Origin of the sequence: Glutamicibacter sp., assembly GCF_050701915.1 — a bacterium.
Taxonomy (GTDB): domain Bacteria; phylum Actinomycetota; class Actinomycetes; order Actinomycetales; family Micrococcaceae; genus Glutamicibacter.
Window position 1 is genome coordinate 230,566 of record NZ_JBOGEG010000001.1, and the last position, 14,920, is coordinate 245,485.

The window sequence follows — 14,920 nt, forward strand, 5'->3', positions numbered from 1 at the left end:
GTCCTCCTTAGATATATGTGTCGTAGACGGTGACTCCGGCGCTGCCGGATCCGCTCGGGGCCGAGAGCGAGACATTCGTCCGCAAGCCTGGAGGGATCGATCGGAATTTCTGGGAGCCGAACGCGCCCATGAACAATTCGCCGTTGATGTACAAGCGACGGCGCCGGTAATCAATCGTGTGAGTAACCCCAGAGGGAATCCCCATAGGCACCGACACAGATTGGCCGCCAATGCTGACCGTGTACCCATCCGGCATGCTTCCTAAGACGGTTACACTGGGCCACGCTTCGACCGTCCCGCGGTGAAATACCGTATCGGAGGCACCAGCTGCCACAGACTTGTACCGGCGCTCCCCATACTTGAACGGATCCAACGCAATGAGAGGAATTTCGAACTGCAGATACTTGTCACTCCTGATGTTGAACGACACGTTCCCGTCAATCCGAACGCTTGCTGTTTGAGTAGCGCCGTGGCCGGCCACAGTCAGATTGGAGAAAGAGCGAAAGCTCAGGGCCGCCAGCATCTGCATAGCTTCATGAATATAGTTATGGCTCTTGGCAATGACTCTTCCGCTGATTCGTATCTGACGTGGTTCGTACGTGATAACGCCCGGCATGCTCCCATCATTGTTCGGTCGTTCCACGTCCGCAGCTTGGGCCTTGGCAGAATCCCACCAACCCTCGATTCCAGTGACTTTCCATGCTCCCTCTCGGGAATTTTTGTTTAGCGTCACCCCGTCGAGCACGATTGAATCAGCCAATTGATACCCCCGAATTCTTGAACAATCCACGGACTTCTCCGAGAACTGTTTGTGCCAATCGACGTTCGTTTGGGCTTGCGACGACCGTCAAATGAAGGTTTACTTCGGTCGAGCCAGCGAGGGCAGGCATAGTGTTCCCTACCGGGCGCCCCCCGCCGGCAAAGCTGGCTAGGTGCTGTACTGATGGGTCATCGGCGTTGATTGCGCCAAGCACACGGTTGTACTTGTTGGCTGACGTTGCGCGGATGATCCACTCTTCGTCGTCCACGTTCGCAATCGGTCGGCCCTCAGAGGTGACTCCGAGGATCATGTCCCGGCCGAGACCAGTACGTGGGAGTTTCCCGCCGTCCTCGTAGCCAGGCAAACTGATTTGCCCGCCGCGATAGTTGCCAGTCAGTCCACCTGTACCGCCACGGTGCACCGCTGATGCACCCGAGTCAGTGAATCGGGTGCTTACTGCGATGGTGGCGAACCGTGTGCGCGCCGCGTTCTTCAGTGCTTCTTCAGCGGCGCCGGTGATCGCTTGCGCGTTGATCTTCGCGACCCGCTTCTTGGCAGCGGTCTCGTCGATCTTCTTACCGGTTTCGTCGGTGCCGGTTTCCGACACTTCGATACGCCCATCGGGCAGTTCGGTGACGATGTACCCGAGGGTTTCCAACGCCAACCGCACTTCAGGCGAGTTCTCCGTGATGGTGACGTTGCCGTCCGGAGTGGACTGCACCAGCTCGTGAATCTCAGTGATCTTCCCCGCCAACGAATCAGTGTTGGAGTTGAACTGCACGTACACGCTGCCAGGTATCAGGCCCAGCTGGTCTGCGTAGGCTGCAGCTGCTTCCTTGCTGTAGCCCATCGCAGTTGCCTGCTTGATGAAGTTCTCCCGGCCGTGCGCGATCTCTTCGGACATTTCAGCGGTGGTCGCACCGGCTTCACGCATAGGGTCAATGACCGCGAGCGTACTGGATGCGATACCGTCGAGCGCCGACGAACTAGCAAGGTACTTCTCTGAGGTCCGGTCGAATGCTTCACCGTTCTTGTCGACCACTTTGCCGTTCTCAGTAATGGTCTTCGTTGCCGAGTTGATCGATTCCTGCAGTCGCCGGATCGCTTCGTTCTCACCAATGATGACCATGCCAGTGTTGACCAGCGAGTCGTACCATTCATCAACAGCTTCGGCTGCTTCCTGCGCGGCCTTAGCCGCGTTCTCGTAGGCTGTCTTTGCTGTGTTTGTGCCGTCTGCTGCGGCCTCACCAGCTGGCAGGCCTTTGAGCATCGCTTCGACAAGGCGTTCCTGCGATACCTGCGTTTCACCGTTAGCGGTTAGCGCTTCGTAGGCGGCATCCCGGTACTGCGGGAACATGTCCATAACGTCTTTGACATCAGCACCGCGTTCGGTGGCCGCTTCCATGACACGCGCAAAGCCGGCGGCCGCGTCGTCGAACTTTCCACCGCTGGTCAGTTCAACGAGGGCCGCGTCCATCTCGCGCATGTTCTCGCGGACAACCTCGGATCCGGACTCCACGCCGGGGAGCCATGTTCCTAGGAAATCATTGAAGTTGTCGAACCCGGTGGTGTTGAACAGGCGGTCCATCGCTGATGCGAGGTCGTTGACTGCTGTTGGTGCACCGCCGAGGCCTGAGCCTCCGCCGGTGACAACGCTGCCGTTGAACACTTTGTCGAGCGCTGCGTATGCTTCGTCGCTCTTGCCGGCGATGCCGTCCAAGGCGTTGACGATCTCCGAAGACTCGATCTGCTTGTCGAACTTTCGGCGAGAGTCTGAAGCTAGTGCCGCTGCGGCAGCTATCGCGGTGTACGCGGCGGCAACACCGAGTGCGCCTTTCTCCATCTTGGACATGGACCCGACTGACTTCGGGCCTTCCTTGATCAGGTCGCGGAGCCCGGTCACCGTGTCGATTACTCCTGGCACGATCTTCATGAACGCGCCCGCTGCGAGTGCTCCAACACCTGCGACGGTGGCAAGGATGGTGACAGCGCCTTGGACTGGTGCTGGCAGGTCGGTGAACCAGCCAACAAGGTCAGCTACACCTTCGGCCATGCTTGCAATGACAGGGAGCAGTACGGCTCCCGCGTCGATGCCTGCGTCCTTGATGTTGTTCCAGGCGACTTTGACCTTGGATTCAGCGGTGGCGTAGCGTTGAGCGGCTTCGTCGGCCAGAGCCGAGTTTTCTTCCCACGCTTTAGATCCGAGTTCCAGGGATTCGGTGAGCAGGTCGCCGGAGTTCGCGAGGGCCAACATGACCTGCATTTCCTCGGTGCCCTTGATGCCCATATCCTTCAACGTGGCAGTCAGGTTTCCGCCAGCGTCGTTGGTGCGTGCGATGCCCTCGGCGACATCCTGCAGGGCTTCCATTGGGGAGCTGCTGAACTTGGAAGCGAATTCCTCGGCTGAGGTGCCTGCTACGCCTGCGAACGATTCAAGGGATTCTCCGCTTTCGTCGACTGCGGTACGCATCTTCAGCAGGACACGGGTTGCGACGCCGCCACCGAGCTCTGAACGGACACCCATGGATGCCAGGGTGTTGGACAGCGCCAGCACGTCAGCTTCGGAAGCGCCCAGCGATGCGGCTGCACCAGCGATACGCTGAGCCATCGACAAGATCTCGGCTTCAGTGGATGCACCATCGTTGCCGAGAGCGACTAGTGCGGAGCCGAAGCGTTCCACGCCTTGCGCGCCTTCGCGTTCCATGGTGCCCATGACGTTGGAGATCTGCGCGATGTTCGTGGCAGCGTCTTCCGCGGTCAGGTTGGTGGTTTCGCCGAGGTCGATCATGGTGTCGGTGAAGCCTAGAACGTCGTCGCGGGCTACGCCCAGCTGGCCGGCGGCCTCGGCCACGCCTGCGATCTCAGCGTGCGTGGACGGCAGTTCCTTGGCGAGGTCGCGCAGCCCATCGGAGAGCTCTGCATAGCCCTCTTCGGTGTCGTCGATGGTCTTGCGGACCCCAGCGAATTGCGACTGCCAGTCCATTGCCGCCTTGCCCGATAGCGCGAGTCCGCCAGTGATCAGCGTTCCGGCACCAACCATGGTATTCGATACCTGGCCCCAGGCTTCCTCATGCCGGTTGGCAACATCAGCGAGACGGCCAATGCCGGACTGTGACTGCTTGCCCGCGTCTTCGGTCTTCTTAGCGGTTTCCTTGGCTTTGGCGGAAACCCGGTCCATGTCCTTGATGAACGAACCGATTTCGGAGCTAACAATAACTCTCAGCTTTTTGTCCACCGCTGGGCACCGCCTTTATTTAGTTATCCGTCAAGATGGGTGTCTTTCAGGTGGAGTTTCTGGCCCGGCCATGTGGTGCGGTTCTTGTTGGACGTGAACGTTTCCAACGCTTCGCAGCCGTGGCACATGGTGTCGTCGTGCACTTCGAACCGTCCGACGTTTTCGTCTCCGCGGGTGATGTGTGCGGGTAGGCCGCAGCCGGGGCAGATCGTTTTCAAATATTTGGTGTATGCGATCTGCATGATTTTGTCTTGGTCGCAGTACGTCCCGTCGTCTTCCCGTACGCCCAGGAGCACGGTGACGGGGATGCGGCAGTCCCGCGCTGTTTCCACCAGGTCGAGCAGGTGGGCCCAGCGCGGGGTTCCGAGGGCTTCTACGATTTTGGGACGGTCACCTCGGGGATGTCCTGGGTGGCGCGTGCGTTCGCATCGGAAAGCAACCGCATTTGTGCTTCGCCGAGCTTTTCGTAGAGGGTGCGAGCCTGCTCTAGGTCTAGGCTGACCAGTTGCCCCTTGTTCATGAGTGTGGTGGACGCTGCGATGATGCGGAGCCGAGATTCACGCTCAATGAATTTTCGGGTGAACTCGTTGACGTTGACGCGCACGAGGGCGTTCACGTCGGCAGGGGTCTTCACTTCCATGCGGGCCGCGGTCTTGCGGGCTTCGCTCTTGCCGAGCTCTGCTTGCTTGTCGATTTCCTTGGAGCACTCGGTGAGTACAGTTTCGCGGATGTCAGCGATTTCAGCGTCGGTCAGTGAGGTGACGCGGAAGATCCTCTTCGAGGCATGGATCCGCATTTTCAGTTCGTCGATTTCAGCATCGAGCCCGGCGTTCGGGTTGCTGTTCCCGCCGAGAGCTTCGTCGTCCTCTGGTACCTCTTCGACTGGGACTTTCTGCGCTTCGAGGGCGTCGATTTCTGCGATCAGGTCGAAGCGTGCGTACAGGTTGACGTTATGGACGGTGCGTTCGCCCATGGCCAGCCAATCGTCGAGGTCTAGCTCTGCGTTGGGGGTGATGTTCTCAGACATGGTTTGACTCCTACTTGGTGGTTACTTGACTTGCAGGGTGTAGCATCGGCGGTCGAAGCCTTCGAACGCTTCGTTGAGGATCCGGGCTCCGTTCTCGTCGCGCACGTATTCAATGACACGGACACGATCTGCTGTCATATTGATTGACACCGTGTTTTCGGGCTTCAGCCCCAACGCTTCAACAGCTGCTTTCAGCTGGTCGCGGGATACGGTGCCCTTGTAGTGGCGTTTCTCAGCCATGGTTGACTCCTAATGATTGTGGTGACCCCAGAAAGGTTTAGAGTCCGGGCAGGAGCGGGAGTCAAGCACCCCTACCCGGACTGGTCTTTAGTTACGCTGCAGCGACCACAGCGCGAGGCGCGAAGGACTGCGGAGCGAACGACTGGTTGAACTTCTCGTAACCCGCAGTCGCCGGCGACAGAGTGCGTGGCGACAAGGTCAGGACCTCCATCACGGCGACTTCATCACCAGTGGCCAGTGGCACCTCTGATGGGTCTTCACCGTCCGCGACCTGGCCGATACGCTCCACGAGGTACCCGCCGATGCCCTTGTCGGTGAACGTAGTCCACGCGATGTCTTCGACAGCGTCCTTGAAGCGGAACATGTCGAAGCCAGCCTCGACGGTGTCCATGCCTGGGGCGCCGGCTTCGATGGAGTCGCACGGCGAAGGGTCGGTAATCACGGCGGTGCCAGTGATGCCGAACTGGTAGTTCGCTACGGTCACGAGGCAGGTCAGCTGGATACCAGCAGTGACCTCGGCGACCGTTGGCGCGTTCTTGTTAGCGATGGTTGGTACCCACCACAGGGCGCGGTTGTTCATGTTGAGCATCTTTGGACCCTTGGCGGCCATAGCTACTTACCTTCTTTCGAGGATGGGACTGGTGCGAGGTTCGGGAAGCGTCCGTCGAGCCAGGTTTCTGGTACTGGACGGCGTACGACCTGCTTGGTGTTGGTGTCGTATACCTTGACCTTCTTGCGCGGGTCGTAGACGCGGTCTGGTCGTGCTGGTTCAGTGATCCGGGCTACCACCGCGGGGGTGGCTGGCTCGGTGACCTGTTTAGGGGTTGCCACGGTGGGCCTCCTTTAGGTGGTGGTGAGCCGCCACGAGAGCGGCAGGAAAAACCTGGCTGGGATTGCCTGGTCGTCTTTGAGGGGCACGGCGACCCGGAACGCGTCGGTGTCGACGTGCAGCCGGTGGTTCCCGATTCGTGTGTTGGTCAGCGCGGCGGCGACTATTTCTGCGCATTTGCGTGCGTGACCCGGCGTGGGTCCGACGCAGTTCGTCTGCGGTGCCCAGTCATGCACGAGGGTGTCCGTCATGCCAGTCAGATCTGGGTCGCCGATGTCGGCCGGGATTCCAGCGAAGAACAAAACGTACGGAAGGACGTATCCTGCGCCGTCGGTGGGGATCTTGCCCGGGATGTACCCGTCGTAGGCGCGCCCACCAAAGGCTGGGATAGCTTTCAGCTTGGCTTCGAGCTCAGCACTGAATGTGGTTGCGTCCATCAGCTGTTCACTGCTTTCTCGATGATTTGCGCCATCGCTTGCTCGAACGCGTCGACATGCTTGTCTGCGGCTGGTCGCATGAACGGTTGAGGGGCCATGCGGCTGGTACCGAATTCGAGGTACGGGCTGTAGCTGGCGGATGCCACGACTTCAGCAGATGGTGATTCCTGGCTGACATTGCGCAGGTCTGAGGTTTTGATTCCGGAGCGGAGGAAGCCGGTGTCTACCGGGGCCAAGGTCTTGGCTGTGCCCTCGATGTCCTTCGCGGTTTTCTTGACCACGACTTTCGCCAGCTGGCCGACCACCTTGGGAACAGTTCCGAGTTCCACGCTGAGGTTGCGTAACTCTGATGCATCAAAGCTCATGATGTCTCCCTCGTTGGCTATGGTTCAGGTATGACTGAAAAGCACAAATACAAGCCAGGTACCGGTTTCATCTACTTCGGAGTCATCTTGACGGCGTTTCCGCTGTTCATCATGATCATCAACGGCGGGGTCATGACCCCGGTGATGTTCCTGATGATGGCCGCAGGAATTGCCTGCATCATCGTTGGCGCAGTGAAGAAGTCGAACCTGAGAAACTAAGGGTTCTGCTGGGTTTGGTTTTCCCATGCGATGAAGTCGTGAGCCCAGAGTTCAGAGCCGGTCATCCGTTGCTTCAGGATGTACTCAGTGCCGTTGCTGGTGACGATGTCGCCGCGCTCCCCCACATGAAGTTCAGGCAGAGTGCCGTCGTATGGGAGTTGGATCAGGTACTGGCGTGACTCGGTGGGCTGGCCTGCAAGGTCGGCCGCCTGCTCACGCTTCAGTTCTTGGATGCGAGCCTTGCCAGACCACAACCTGGTGCGTCCTGTCCAACCTTCGGGCAGCGGGAATGGCGCAGGGCCATCAGTGACTCGATCGATGACACAGTCAGCGGTCATGCCGCCGGCAGCGACTGGCCGGTGATGATCGGACCAGCCGTCGGGAATGATTTTGGTTCCGGGGAAAGGCATCAGAAGACCCTCCATTCCTCAGCTTCAAGCCGACTATGGCCGGTGTCGATGATTTCAAAGACACCACCGAAGTCTGGGTCTTCATCGTCGGCTTGGCCTCGGTAACCTGCAGCGAGTTTCCGGAGCGCCTCGGCGACTGCCGGCCCGTCACTGGTGAGGTCCTGGGTGCGGATCTTCTTGGAGACCAGCACTTCGGACACTGCGATAGCTTCGAGCGCGTCGGCAGCTGCACGTTTGACAGCCCAGCGTGCGCCGTCTTCCCACCCCTGCAGTTCCAGATAGGTTTGCAGGGTCGGGTCGTCGATCAGTGGTGGAGTGGCCATGTCTGCGATCAGTACACGAACTTGCCGTATTGGTGTTTCGTAGTCCATGAGCACTCCTTCAAAGTTTTTGGGTACAGCTGAGGGGCACCACCAGTCGGTGATGCCCCTCAGTCATTGGTTTTGCTAGGCTGCGCCCTTGGACGCGTAAACGCCGGTGGTGAAGCCCTTGTCGATGCCGTAGACATCGCGGCCACGGAACCAGATGCCGTCGTCTGGGAACGAACCCTGATCGAATGGAACAGCGCCACCGCCAACGCGGTTGCCCTGATCATTCTTGACGCGGATGTCGACTGCTTCTTCACCCGACAGCAGGGTGCGGATGATTGCTGGCAGGTCCGAGGAACCTGCAGGAACCAGCGCCCAGCCGGTGGACTGCGCTGCGCCAAGGCGCTTGCCAACGGCACGCGATTCCAGCGGGGTGACTACACCCTTGAATGGGTTCTGCACGCGGGTCTTCGAGGTCTTCGACCCGTCGGTTACCTGCATTTCCAGTTCGTACGCATTCAGGACGCGCAGAACTTCGGAGCGCAGACCCGAAGAGTGAACCAACACGAGGTTGGACACGTCTACGAGGTCGCCACGGTGGTCTTCCTGCTGCGACAGGGTCTTGATCGCGGCATCCAGTGCGTCAGCGCTGAAAGCTGCGGTGTCGACGGTGCCGAAGAAGCCGGCGTTCCAGTTGCCTGCAGTTGCGTCTACCAGCAGGTCAGCCACACGGCTGTTCTGCCCCTTGACGGAACCGTTACCCAACTTTGCTGGGAAGTTGGCGAGGGCGGTGAAGTTGCGGGAGCGGTAGAGCTCCCACGACAGGCCGTAGGCCTTACCGTGCTTCTGGTTGCCGTGGGTCAGTTCGGTTTCGTTCAGCGAACCGGCCTTGTACTCTTCGAGTTCCTTCACGGTCTCGAATTCGTCGCCGCCCCATAGGTCGATCAGCTTGTGACGATTGAAGTCGTCAACAATGACGCTGGTGAGGATCGGCTCGAATTCCTTGACCGCAGCCTTCTGCGCTGCGACAGCCTTCTTGGTGAAAGCGTCACTGAGCAGGACTGGGAAGTCCGAAGTGGTGAATGCTTCGAGCAGGCGCGCCTGAGCGAATGGATCCGCGCCGGTGCGACCTACACCGAACAGCTTGGCGGCTTCGTGTACGCGCTCTTCGTGAGAGGATGCGCGGCGGAAGCCTTCCTGTGCAATTTCGTGAGTCATGGTGTTGACTTCCTTTCTTAGGCGGTTGCGCCAGCGGTGTAGCCGAGCGGCACGACCTCAACGGGTGCGGTGCCGGTGGTCTTCGTTGCGAGCGCTACGCCCCAGGGGGTGTTGCCGGTCGCGGTAGCGGTCAGGGTGCCAGACGCATTGATGTAGACCGGAAGGCCCTCGGATGCGAGCGCGCCAGCTACTGGCACGTCCCACGAGCCATCAAGCCAGATGGTGACCTTTTCGCCGGTCAGTGCGTCGATCTGGGCTACGCCGCTGATCTGTCCGACCTGTACTGGGTCACCGGACTTGATATCGCGGGGCGCGGTGACGGTGATGTGTAGTGCGTTGGTGTAACGCTGGTTCTTTGCCACTGTGTTGCCTCCTTAGAGTGCGTTGATGATGTCTTCGTCGGAGACAGCGGTCTTCGACTCGATGACGGTGGTGGTGCCCAGGCCGCGTGGGGTGCCTGCGCCCTGGTCGGCTTCGGTCTTGGCTGCCGCTTCGGTGACTTCGGTGCGGAACTTGTCTGCGTCGAAGTCTTCCGGGGTGGCGGCGGATTCTGCGAGGCGGGTGTAGAGCGCTGGTGCGTCTTCACCGAAGGCTTCGGCGACGATGCGCTTGGCTTCCTTCACGCGGTTGTCCTTGGCTTCGGTTGCGCGTTCGGCGGCTTCCTTGGCTCGTGCTTCCTTCTCTGCTTTCAGTTCTGCTTCGGCCGTGGTGGCCCGGCTGGCGGTCTCGCGCAGGTCGGCGAGTTCCTTGTCATCAATGGTTGCCATGGTGGCTTCCTCCTGATTTTCGATTACCCCAGCCGGGTCCGGCGGGGAGTTCTTGGATTCTGCGGCGGTCTGAGCTACCACAGGTTCGTACGACTTGTTCAGCCGTACTTCGGTGAAGTCATCGCCCAGCGTCACGTTCACTCCGTTGAGCGTGTATGAGCGTCGAATGATCCGGTCTCCGTGAGTTTCGTAGTAAACGTAGGTTTCATCGTGATCGACTACGTAGGACCATTCCTCCGTCTGGTTGCGCACGGTGGATTGCAACCACATGCGCACGTCACTCGCGGTGGCTTCAGCAACGATGGACCGGGATTCGATGACCTTCGCTGCTTCGAGGACTTGCTCGATCTTTCCGCCACGCCCTGCAACGGTGACCAGATCAGCCCTGTTGAACGGGTTGGGGATAATTCGTTCCACGATCTTCTGCCCGGACTCGTTCACACTGATTTCAGCGCTCGCGAAGATGCTGGCGCCAATGTGCTCGTGGAAGTCGTCGACGAGGTCACGCCACGCGGAAGCGACTTTGGCTTCGGCCTGCAGCGCTCCGCCTTCGCCGATGTAGGCGTCTTCTTCCAACACGATGGCGAGGTTCCGGAGGGAGCCTTCGGGGCGTTCCATCATCTCGGTTGGGGTGTCGTGGTCGATCATGCCTAAGGTGCCACGCGGGAACGCACGCTCAGCCGCGGCCGTGGCCAGTACCTCTGGGGTGTAGTCGCCGCTGGATCCTTGGCCGGGGCTGATCAGGGTCAGTAGGATACGGCCGGGGCCGCGCCGGGTTGCGGTGGCCGCTTCACGGATCTTTTTTGGCACGACGGCCTCCTATAATCATGTTCATGGGTTTAGACAACGCGAACGATGCCCCGGGTGAGCCGGGTGCTTGCCCTGGCCATGAGTGGAAGGTAGGACGCGTGTTCTTGCGACCTACGGGTGGTTCGATGTCCGTGGTGTGCAAGTGGTGCGGGACGGTGGATTATTACCCGTCAGCCAGCGACGGAACCTAGAAGGTCTTTCACCGGTGTCTGGATGTAGGAATCTCGCCAGCCATCTGCAGTGCGGAGAGTGGCGAGGTCTTCCCAGCCGATCTTGCCGTCGTTGAGCAGCTGCATCCGGGTTGGGCCCATGATGGCTAGCTGGCTGTCTTCGGTTAGTCCGTCATACCAAGCTCGGGCGTCGGGGAACGTGTCGGCTGGTTCTTCAATGTTGAAGCCGAGTTCTTTCCATGTCTTGGTGACGTCGATGCGTGCGCAACGCCCGTTTTGGTGATCTTCGGGGCCGAACTGATCCACCGGGTACAGGGTGCCGTGCTTGGACAGGCAACTGGGGCAGGTGCGCCGGTCGAGGGTGCACTGCCATTTCCATCCAGTCAGCAGATCCTTGTTCTGCTTCGCCGAGGTGAGCGACCCGTTCCTATGAGCATCGAGCATTTCAGTGCGTGTGATCCGTGTAGCCCGTGCCAGTCCGCCGTTGAAGTGTCCCTCGGTTGCACGGATCAGCTTGCGTGCTACCTCGCGGGGGTTGTCCCCAACCGTGATGCCCTTGATCAGCTCTTTCCGCATGGCAGCGACCACCCAGCCGGCCAGTGGCCGGGTTGCCGAATGAATCTGCTGAGTAGTGCGAAGAACTATCGCATCTAGCGCGTCCGGCGCTGGTGCGTCCAAGTTGAAAGCAACACCGGCGCCTTCGGGCGGCAGCTGTGTGCGGAGGATCGCTTCATGCGACTGCACCGCATCCAAGACCGCGTCAGCGAGACTGTTCTCGATGACCTCGTTGGCGCCCCGGGTGAGTTCGTTCAGTACGGTGCGGGCTTGCCGTAGGGCTGCCTGTAGTTTCCGGTTGCGTGCGACTACTGCACGAGGTATCCGGTCAGGAGCGCCCTGCAGCAAGTCCAGCAGTGCTTCGTTGAACAACGGTGTGAGCGTATCCCACGCCTCGACCCAAGCCATTGTGAGTGCTACGGCTTGTTCGTCGGTCATCCGTTGCAAGCGCCGGCGGGTGTCGGCGGCTATCAGCAGGGTTTCATCTGTGACAGCCACCAACATCACCACCTATTCTTGTCCGGCCCGGTACGCGTCAGCCGCGGCCTGCCCGGCTACCACGAGCGGGTCGAGGAAGTTGCCTTGCTCGTCGGTCAGCTCTTCCAGCCACTCGTCAACGTCGCGCACGCCCAGGGTGCGCATGATCATCTCAGCCAACAGCAGTGGTGGGATGTGCCCGTCTGCCTTCTCCAAAGCGTCCATCATGGTCTTCGGATCGACCTTGGTGATGTCAGGGAACGCGATGGTCAGAGTACGGTCATCCTCATTGGTGAGCGCCGTTTGGAGCCGGTCGCCGTCTCGCACCGTTTTGCCTTGGCCACGCAGCACACCACGCGGTGCGATGACTGCCTGGTCGATGACGTAGCCGAGGATCTGCCGGCGCGCTTCACGCCAAACCTCCTGGCGGCCCTGCATCGTCAGCGTGGTCGGGAAGTCCAGGGTCTCCGCTACAGCGCGTGCACCAGTCTGGCCAGGATCCGCTAACAGCATGGTCACTGGGATGCCTAACGCTGTGGCGACCATGGCTGCCAATGGTTTCGCAGAGTCAGAGTCGATGGTGGCGCCGGTCTTCGGCACCGCTTCAAGCTTCGAATCGTCAGTAGCGTTGGCGCCACCACCTGGGGCCATGCTCTCGATCTTCTGCAGCTCACGACGACCTGTCGCCGCGGTACGCTTTCCGCTCTTGCCGACGCGCTGCCAAACGATCTTGGACAGGGCATTCATCATGATCGCCCACGCTTCAAGGAATTCCTTGTACCCGCGGGCCCACGGCAGGGCGGCGAACGCGTCGCCGATGCCGTATTGCCAGCCGGTGAGGGCGTTGACCTTGATGTGGTAGATCGGTGCATCCCAGATGATGTCGTGGCCGACACTGTTCGGGGTTGCCCCGTATCGGCGTTGGCGCATCTGGGGGCGGTAATCGTACCGCGGGTGGTAGGTCGTGACCTCTTGCTCGCGACCGGATGCGTCGCGCCGGTTCCAGACCCGCTTGTAGTAGCGGACGCTCAAAGAGTCTTCTGGGTCGGTGATCTGCTCTTGGATTTCCTCGAACGGGATCACACGGGGCTTCACGCGTCCGGTGAGCGGGTTGGTGAACAGGGCGAAGAACACGTTGCCGTCTGTGCCGAGGGCTAGTTCGTTGCGTGCCTGTGCTTCGGATCCTGCGAATACCTCACGTACTTCCGGGTCATCCAACCAGGTCTGCACGAGGTCGTTGACGCGTTCCCCGGTGGCTGTGGTGCCAACACCTTGCCCGAACACGTACGCTGCGCGCAGTTCCAGGCCGCGCTTGATCAGCGGGTTAGCGATCGCATACACACGGCACAGCTCAGCGTTGCGACGGCGTGCTTCGGGTGTGAGTTCGCGTTGCCCGTCCTGCAGGATCCGCTCCCAACCAGCATCTTCACGTGCCAATGACAGCTGGGCCATGGACTCGGTCAAAGTCTCCAGCTTGTGCTCTAGCGAGGATACGGTGCCTACTGGGACGCGCTCGGTTGTGTCAGCTTCGGCTAGTGGCGCCCAATCTTTGAGGTTCAGATCCACACGGCACCACCATTCCTAGTAGGGCGACAGATAGTATCCGTCGGTTTCGAGTTGGTCATATTCATCCGGCTGCACAATGTCATCCCCCAGCCCGTCGATGCGGTGCAGGAGCAACTGATTCACTGCTTGGGACATGGTGTCCAGCTGGTCATCGTTTGCGCCTGCAGGGAAGGACAGTGCTTCTTGGGTGAAGTGTTCCACCCAAGGACACAAGCTGGTTGCTGGGAGCACGATGTTCTTGGAGAACGCCAACGGGCTGACAGCTGACACGCGAGCGTACTTGGAGCCGACTGGTTCGACTGGGATCAGCCCGATCACTGTTTTCTGCAGTGCGTTCATAACCGCGGGCCCGTTGGCTTTGTCTTCCACGAGCTTGGCGGTTGCTTCCGGCCACTTCGCTGTCAATGCTTCGATGGCTTCACAGGTTTCGTTGAAGTTCATCCGCCGGCGCACTTGGTCGAGCAGGTAGGCGACGTTTCCGACGCGCAACCAGACTTGACCTACAACGTAGTCCGATGTGTTCTCGCCCTTGAACGCGAGGTCCCAGGACTGTATGAGTTCGTGGTCATCGCGGTCGATGCCGGGCACTGTGTGCCGGCCGTCTGCGTGTTCGATCCACATTGGTTGTTCGTAGCGTGCCCATTCGGTTGGGAGTACGCCGCCGTCGTCCAAGGTTGGGTTGCCCTGGTAGAGGGATTGCCACACCTTGGGGCCGACGGAGACTTTGATCTGTTCCCACTGGTGTGGGGTGCGCTGTCGGGCTGATTCGAGCCATTCGCCGGGTTTACGGTCGAGGGGGTCGTTTTCCACGGCTTCGGCGGGGATGTTGAGTACGGTCCAGCGGTCAGCGTCTTCACCGGCGAGCAGGCGGCCGGCTAGGTCGTCAGCGTGCCAACGAGTCAGTACCAGGATTACTGGCGCGCCGGGTGCGAGGCGGGTGATGCCGACGGACTGCCAGAACCCCCATGCTTGCTCACGATAGGTTTTGGAGTACGCCTGTTCAAGGTTCGATATGGGGTCATCGATGAAGAGTGCGTCTACTGCGCGACCGGTCAGGCCGCCGCGGATACCTACGGAGCGGACTCCGCCCTTTTTACCGTCGAGTTTCCAGCGTCGTGCAGCGCCATTGTCTTTGGCTACGCGCAGGCCGAGGTCGAGTGTTTCGTCGTCGCCGTCGTTACTGGTGATGTGGTTTCGGATGTTGCGCCCGAACTCGTCAGCGAGATCCTGCGCGTAGGAGACGATGGCGATACGACGGTCAGGATTACGGGTCAGGAACCACAGCGGGCCAATCGTCGTAACCCGGGTGGATTTCCCCTCCTGCGGCGGAAGGTTGATGATCAGACGATCAATCTCCCCCGCTTCGACCTTCACCAGGTACTCGTCGATCAGGTCGAGCGCCGGGGTCTGCAACGTGGTTGGCTCGATCGCTTTCGCCAGCTGGCCGGGAGTAGCCCAATTATGCTCCGGCACCTCGAAGGCGCGGGCCGCGTACTCCGCCCAGTCATAAGCGGCAGACACGGCAGC

18 protein-coding genes are annotated in these 14,920 nt (G+C 60.2%); 1 reads left to right on the forward strand and 17 read right to left on the reverse strand.

Annotation, left to right across the window (positions count from 1 at the left end; genetic code table 11):
• Positions 1–7 precede the first annotated feature (7 nt).
• The 9 genes from ACRDT3_RS01200 to ACRDT3_RS01240 form a co-directional block, all read right to left on the reverse strand.
• On the reverse strand, positions 8–760 hold the full coding sequence (locus ACRDT3_RS01200; RefSeq protein ID WP_431491214.1) for a hypothetical protein: 753 nt from the start codon (positions 758–760) through the stop codon (positions 8–10).
• Positions 753–3,995 (reverse strand): phage tail tape measure protein, encoded by a 3,243-nt coding sequence (locus ACRDT3_RS01205; protein ID WP_431491215.1) that lies wholly within the window; start codon positions 3,993–3,995, stop codon positions 753–755. The genes ACRDT3_RS01200 and ACRDT3_RS01205 overlap by 8 nt, the downstream gene beginning before the upstream one ends.
• A gap of 23 nt (positions 3,996–4,018) precedes the next feature.
• Positions 4,019–4,237, reverse strand: a complete 219-nt coding sequence (locus tag ACRDT3_RS01210; RefSeq protein WP_431491216.1) for a hypothetical protein — start codon at positions 4,235–4,237, stop codon at positions 4,019–4,021.
• A 131-nt stretch (positions 4,238–4,368) separates the two neighbouring features.
• Positions 4,369–5,022, reverse strand: coding sequence for a hypothetical protein (locus ACRDT3_RS01215; RefSeq protein ID WP_431491217.1), 654 nt, complete (start codon positions 5,020–5,022; stop codon positions 4,369–4,371).
• A gap of 21 nt (positions 5,023–5,043) precedes the next feature.
• Positions 5,044–5,262, reverse strand: coding sequence for a hypothetical protein (locus ACRDT3_RS01220; protein WP_431491218.1), 219 nt, complete (start codon positions 5,260–5,262; stop codon positions 5,044–5,046).
• Between the two features lie 91 nt (positions 5,263–5,353).
• Positions 5,354–5,872: a hypothetical protein gene (locus ACRDT3_RS01225; protein WP_431491219.1), complete on the reverse strand. Its 519-nt coding sequence runs from the start codon at positions 5,870–5,872 to the stop codon at positions 5,354–5,356.
• 2 nt (positions 5,873–5,874) lie between these two features.
• Complete coding sequence (locus tag ACRDT3_RS01230; RefSeq protein ID WP_431491220.1) at positions 5,875–6,093, reverse strand: hypothetical protein; 219 nt, start codon at positions 6,091–6,093, stop codon at positions 5,875–5,877.
• 12 nt (positions 6,094–6,105) lie between these two features.
• On the reverse strand, positions 6,106–6,528 hold the full coding sequence (locus tag ACRDT3_RS01235) for a hypothetical protein (protein WP_431491221.1): 423 nt from the start codon (positions 6,526–6,528) through the stop codon (positions 6,106–6,108).
• Positions 6,528–6,893, reverse strand: a complete 366-nt coding sequence (locus tag ACRDT3_RS01240) for an HK97-gp10 family putative phage morphogenesis protein (protein WP_431491222.1) — start codon at positions 6,891–6,893, stop codon at positions 6,528–6,530. The genes ACRDT3_RS01235 and ACRDT3_RS01240 overlap by 1 nt, the downstream gene beginning before the upstream one ends.
• Positions 6,894–6,923: 30 nt before the next feature.
• Between ACRDT3_RS01240 and ACRDT3_RS01245 the strand changes: the two genes are divergently transcribed.
• Entirely contained in the window at positions 6,924–7,112 is a 189-nt protein-coding gene (locus ACRDT3_RS01245; RefSeq protein WP_431491223.1) for a hypothetical protein, read from the forward strand.
• On the opposite strand, the gene ACRDT3_RS01250 is transcribed toward ACRDT3_RS01245, so the two are convergent.
• The 8 genes from ACRDT3_RS01250 to terL all read right to left on the reverse strand — a co-directional run bounded on the left by ACRDT3_RS01250 (position 7,109) and on the right by terL (position 14,914).
• Positions 7,109–7,522, reverse strand: coding sequence for a DUF6093 family protein (locus ACRDT3_RS01250; protein ID WP_431491224.1), 414 nt, complete (start codon positions 7,520–7,522; stop codon positions 7,109–7,111). The two genes, ACRDT3_RS01245 and ACRDT3_RS01250, sit on opposite strands and share 4 nt — an antisense overlap.
• The gene (locus ACRDT3_RS01255; protein ID WP_431491225.1) at positions 7,522–7,893 is read right to left on the reverse strand and encodes a hypothetical protein; all 372 of its coding nucleotides are present in this window, start codon (positions 7,891–7,893) and stop codon (positions 7,522–7,524) included. Before ACRDT3_RS01255 ends, ACRDT3_RS01250 begins: the two co-directional genes overlap by 1 nt.
• A gap of 75 nt (positions 7,894–7,968) precedes the next feature.
• A complete protein-coding gene (locus tag ACRDT3_RS01260) occupies positions 7,969–9,048 on the reverse strand; it encodes a hypothetical protein (protein WP_431491226.1) in 1,080 nt (359 codons plus the stop codon).
• Positions 9,049–9,065: 17 nt separating this feature from the next.
• The gene (locus tag ACRDT3_RS01265; RefSeq protein ID WP_431491227.1) at positions 9,066–9,410 is read right to left on the reverse strand and encodes a capsid cement protein; all 345 of its coding nucleotides are present in this window, start codon (positions 9,408–9,410) and stop codon (positions 9,066–9,068) included.
• A 12-nt stretch (positions 9,411–9,422) separates the two neighbouring features.
• The gene (locus ACRDT3_RS01270; protein WP_431491228.1) at positions 9,423–10,625 is read right to left on the reverse strand and encodes a hypothetical protein; all 1,203 of its coding nucleotides are present in this window, start codon (positions 10,623–10,625) and stop codon (positions 9,423–9,425) included.
• 170 nt (positions 10,626–10,795) lie between these two features.
• Positions 10,796–11,848 (reverse strand): phage minor head protein, encoded by a 1,053-nt coding sequence (locus ACRDT3_RS01275; protein WP_431491229.1) that lies wholly within the window; start codon positions 11,846–11,848, stop codon positions 10,796–10,798.
• Positions 11,849–11,860: 12 nt separating this feature from the next.
• Positions 11,861–13,393 (reverse strand): hypothetical protein, encoded by a 1,533-nt coding sequence (locus ACRDT3_RS01280; RefSeq protein ID WP_431491386.1) that lies wholly within the window; start codon positions 13,391–13,393, stop codon positions 11,861–11,863.
• 15 nt (positions 13,394–13,408) lie between these two features.
• Positions 13,409–14,914, reverse strand: a complete 1,506-nt coding sequence (gene terL, locus ACRDT3_RS01285; RefSeq protein ID WP_431491230.1) for a phage terminase large subunit — start codon at positions 14,912–14,914, stop codon at positions 13,409–13,411.
• Positions 14,915–14,920: the final 6 nt, after the last annotated feature.

Coding starts and splice junctions, on each gene's coding strand:
- ACRDT3_RS01210 (WP_431491216.1), bottom strand. CDS start 4,237: ATGCAGATCGCATACACCAAATATTTGAAAACGATCTGCCCCGGCTGC.
- ACRDT3_RS01235 (WP_431491221.1), bottom strand. CDS start 6,528: ATGGACGCAACCACATTCAGTGCTGAGCTCGAAGCCAAGCTGAAAGCT.
- ACRDT3_RS01250 (WP_431491224.1), bottom strand. CDS start 7,522: ATGCCTTTCCCCGGAACCAAAATCATTCCCGACGGCTGGTCCGATCAT.
- ACRDT3_RS01255 (WP_431491225.1), bottom strand. CDS start 7,893: ATGGACTACGAAACACCAATACGGCAAGTTCGTGTACTGATCGCAGAC.
- ACRDT3_RS01260 (WP_431491226.1), bottom strand. CDS start 9,048: ATGACTCACGAAATTGCACAGGAAGGCTTCCGCCGCGCATCCTCTCAC.
- ACRDT3_RS01245 (WP_431491223.1), top strand. CDS start 6,924: ATGACTGAAAAGCACAAATACAAGCCAGGTACCGGTTTCATCTACTTC.
- ACRDT3_RS01220 (WP_431491218.1), bottom strand. CDS start 5,262: ATGGCTGAGAAACGCCACTACAAGGGCACCGTATCCCGCGACCAGCTG.
- ACRDT3_RS01225 (WP_431491219.1), bottom strand. CDS start 5,872: ATGGCCGCCAAGGGTCCAAAGATGCTCAACATGAACAACCGCGCCCTG.
- ACRDT3_RS01215 (WP_431491217.1), bottom strand. CDS start 5,022: ATGTCTGAGAACATCACCCCCAACGCAGAGCTAGACCTCGACGATTGG.
- ACRDT3_RS01240 (WP_431491222.1), bottom strand. CDS start 6,893: ATGAGCTTTGATGCATCAGAGTTACGCAACCTCAGCGTGGAACTCGGA.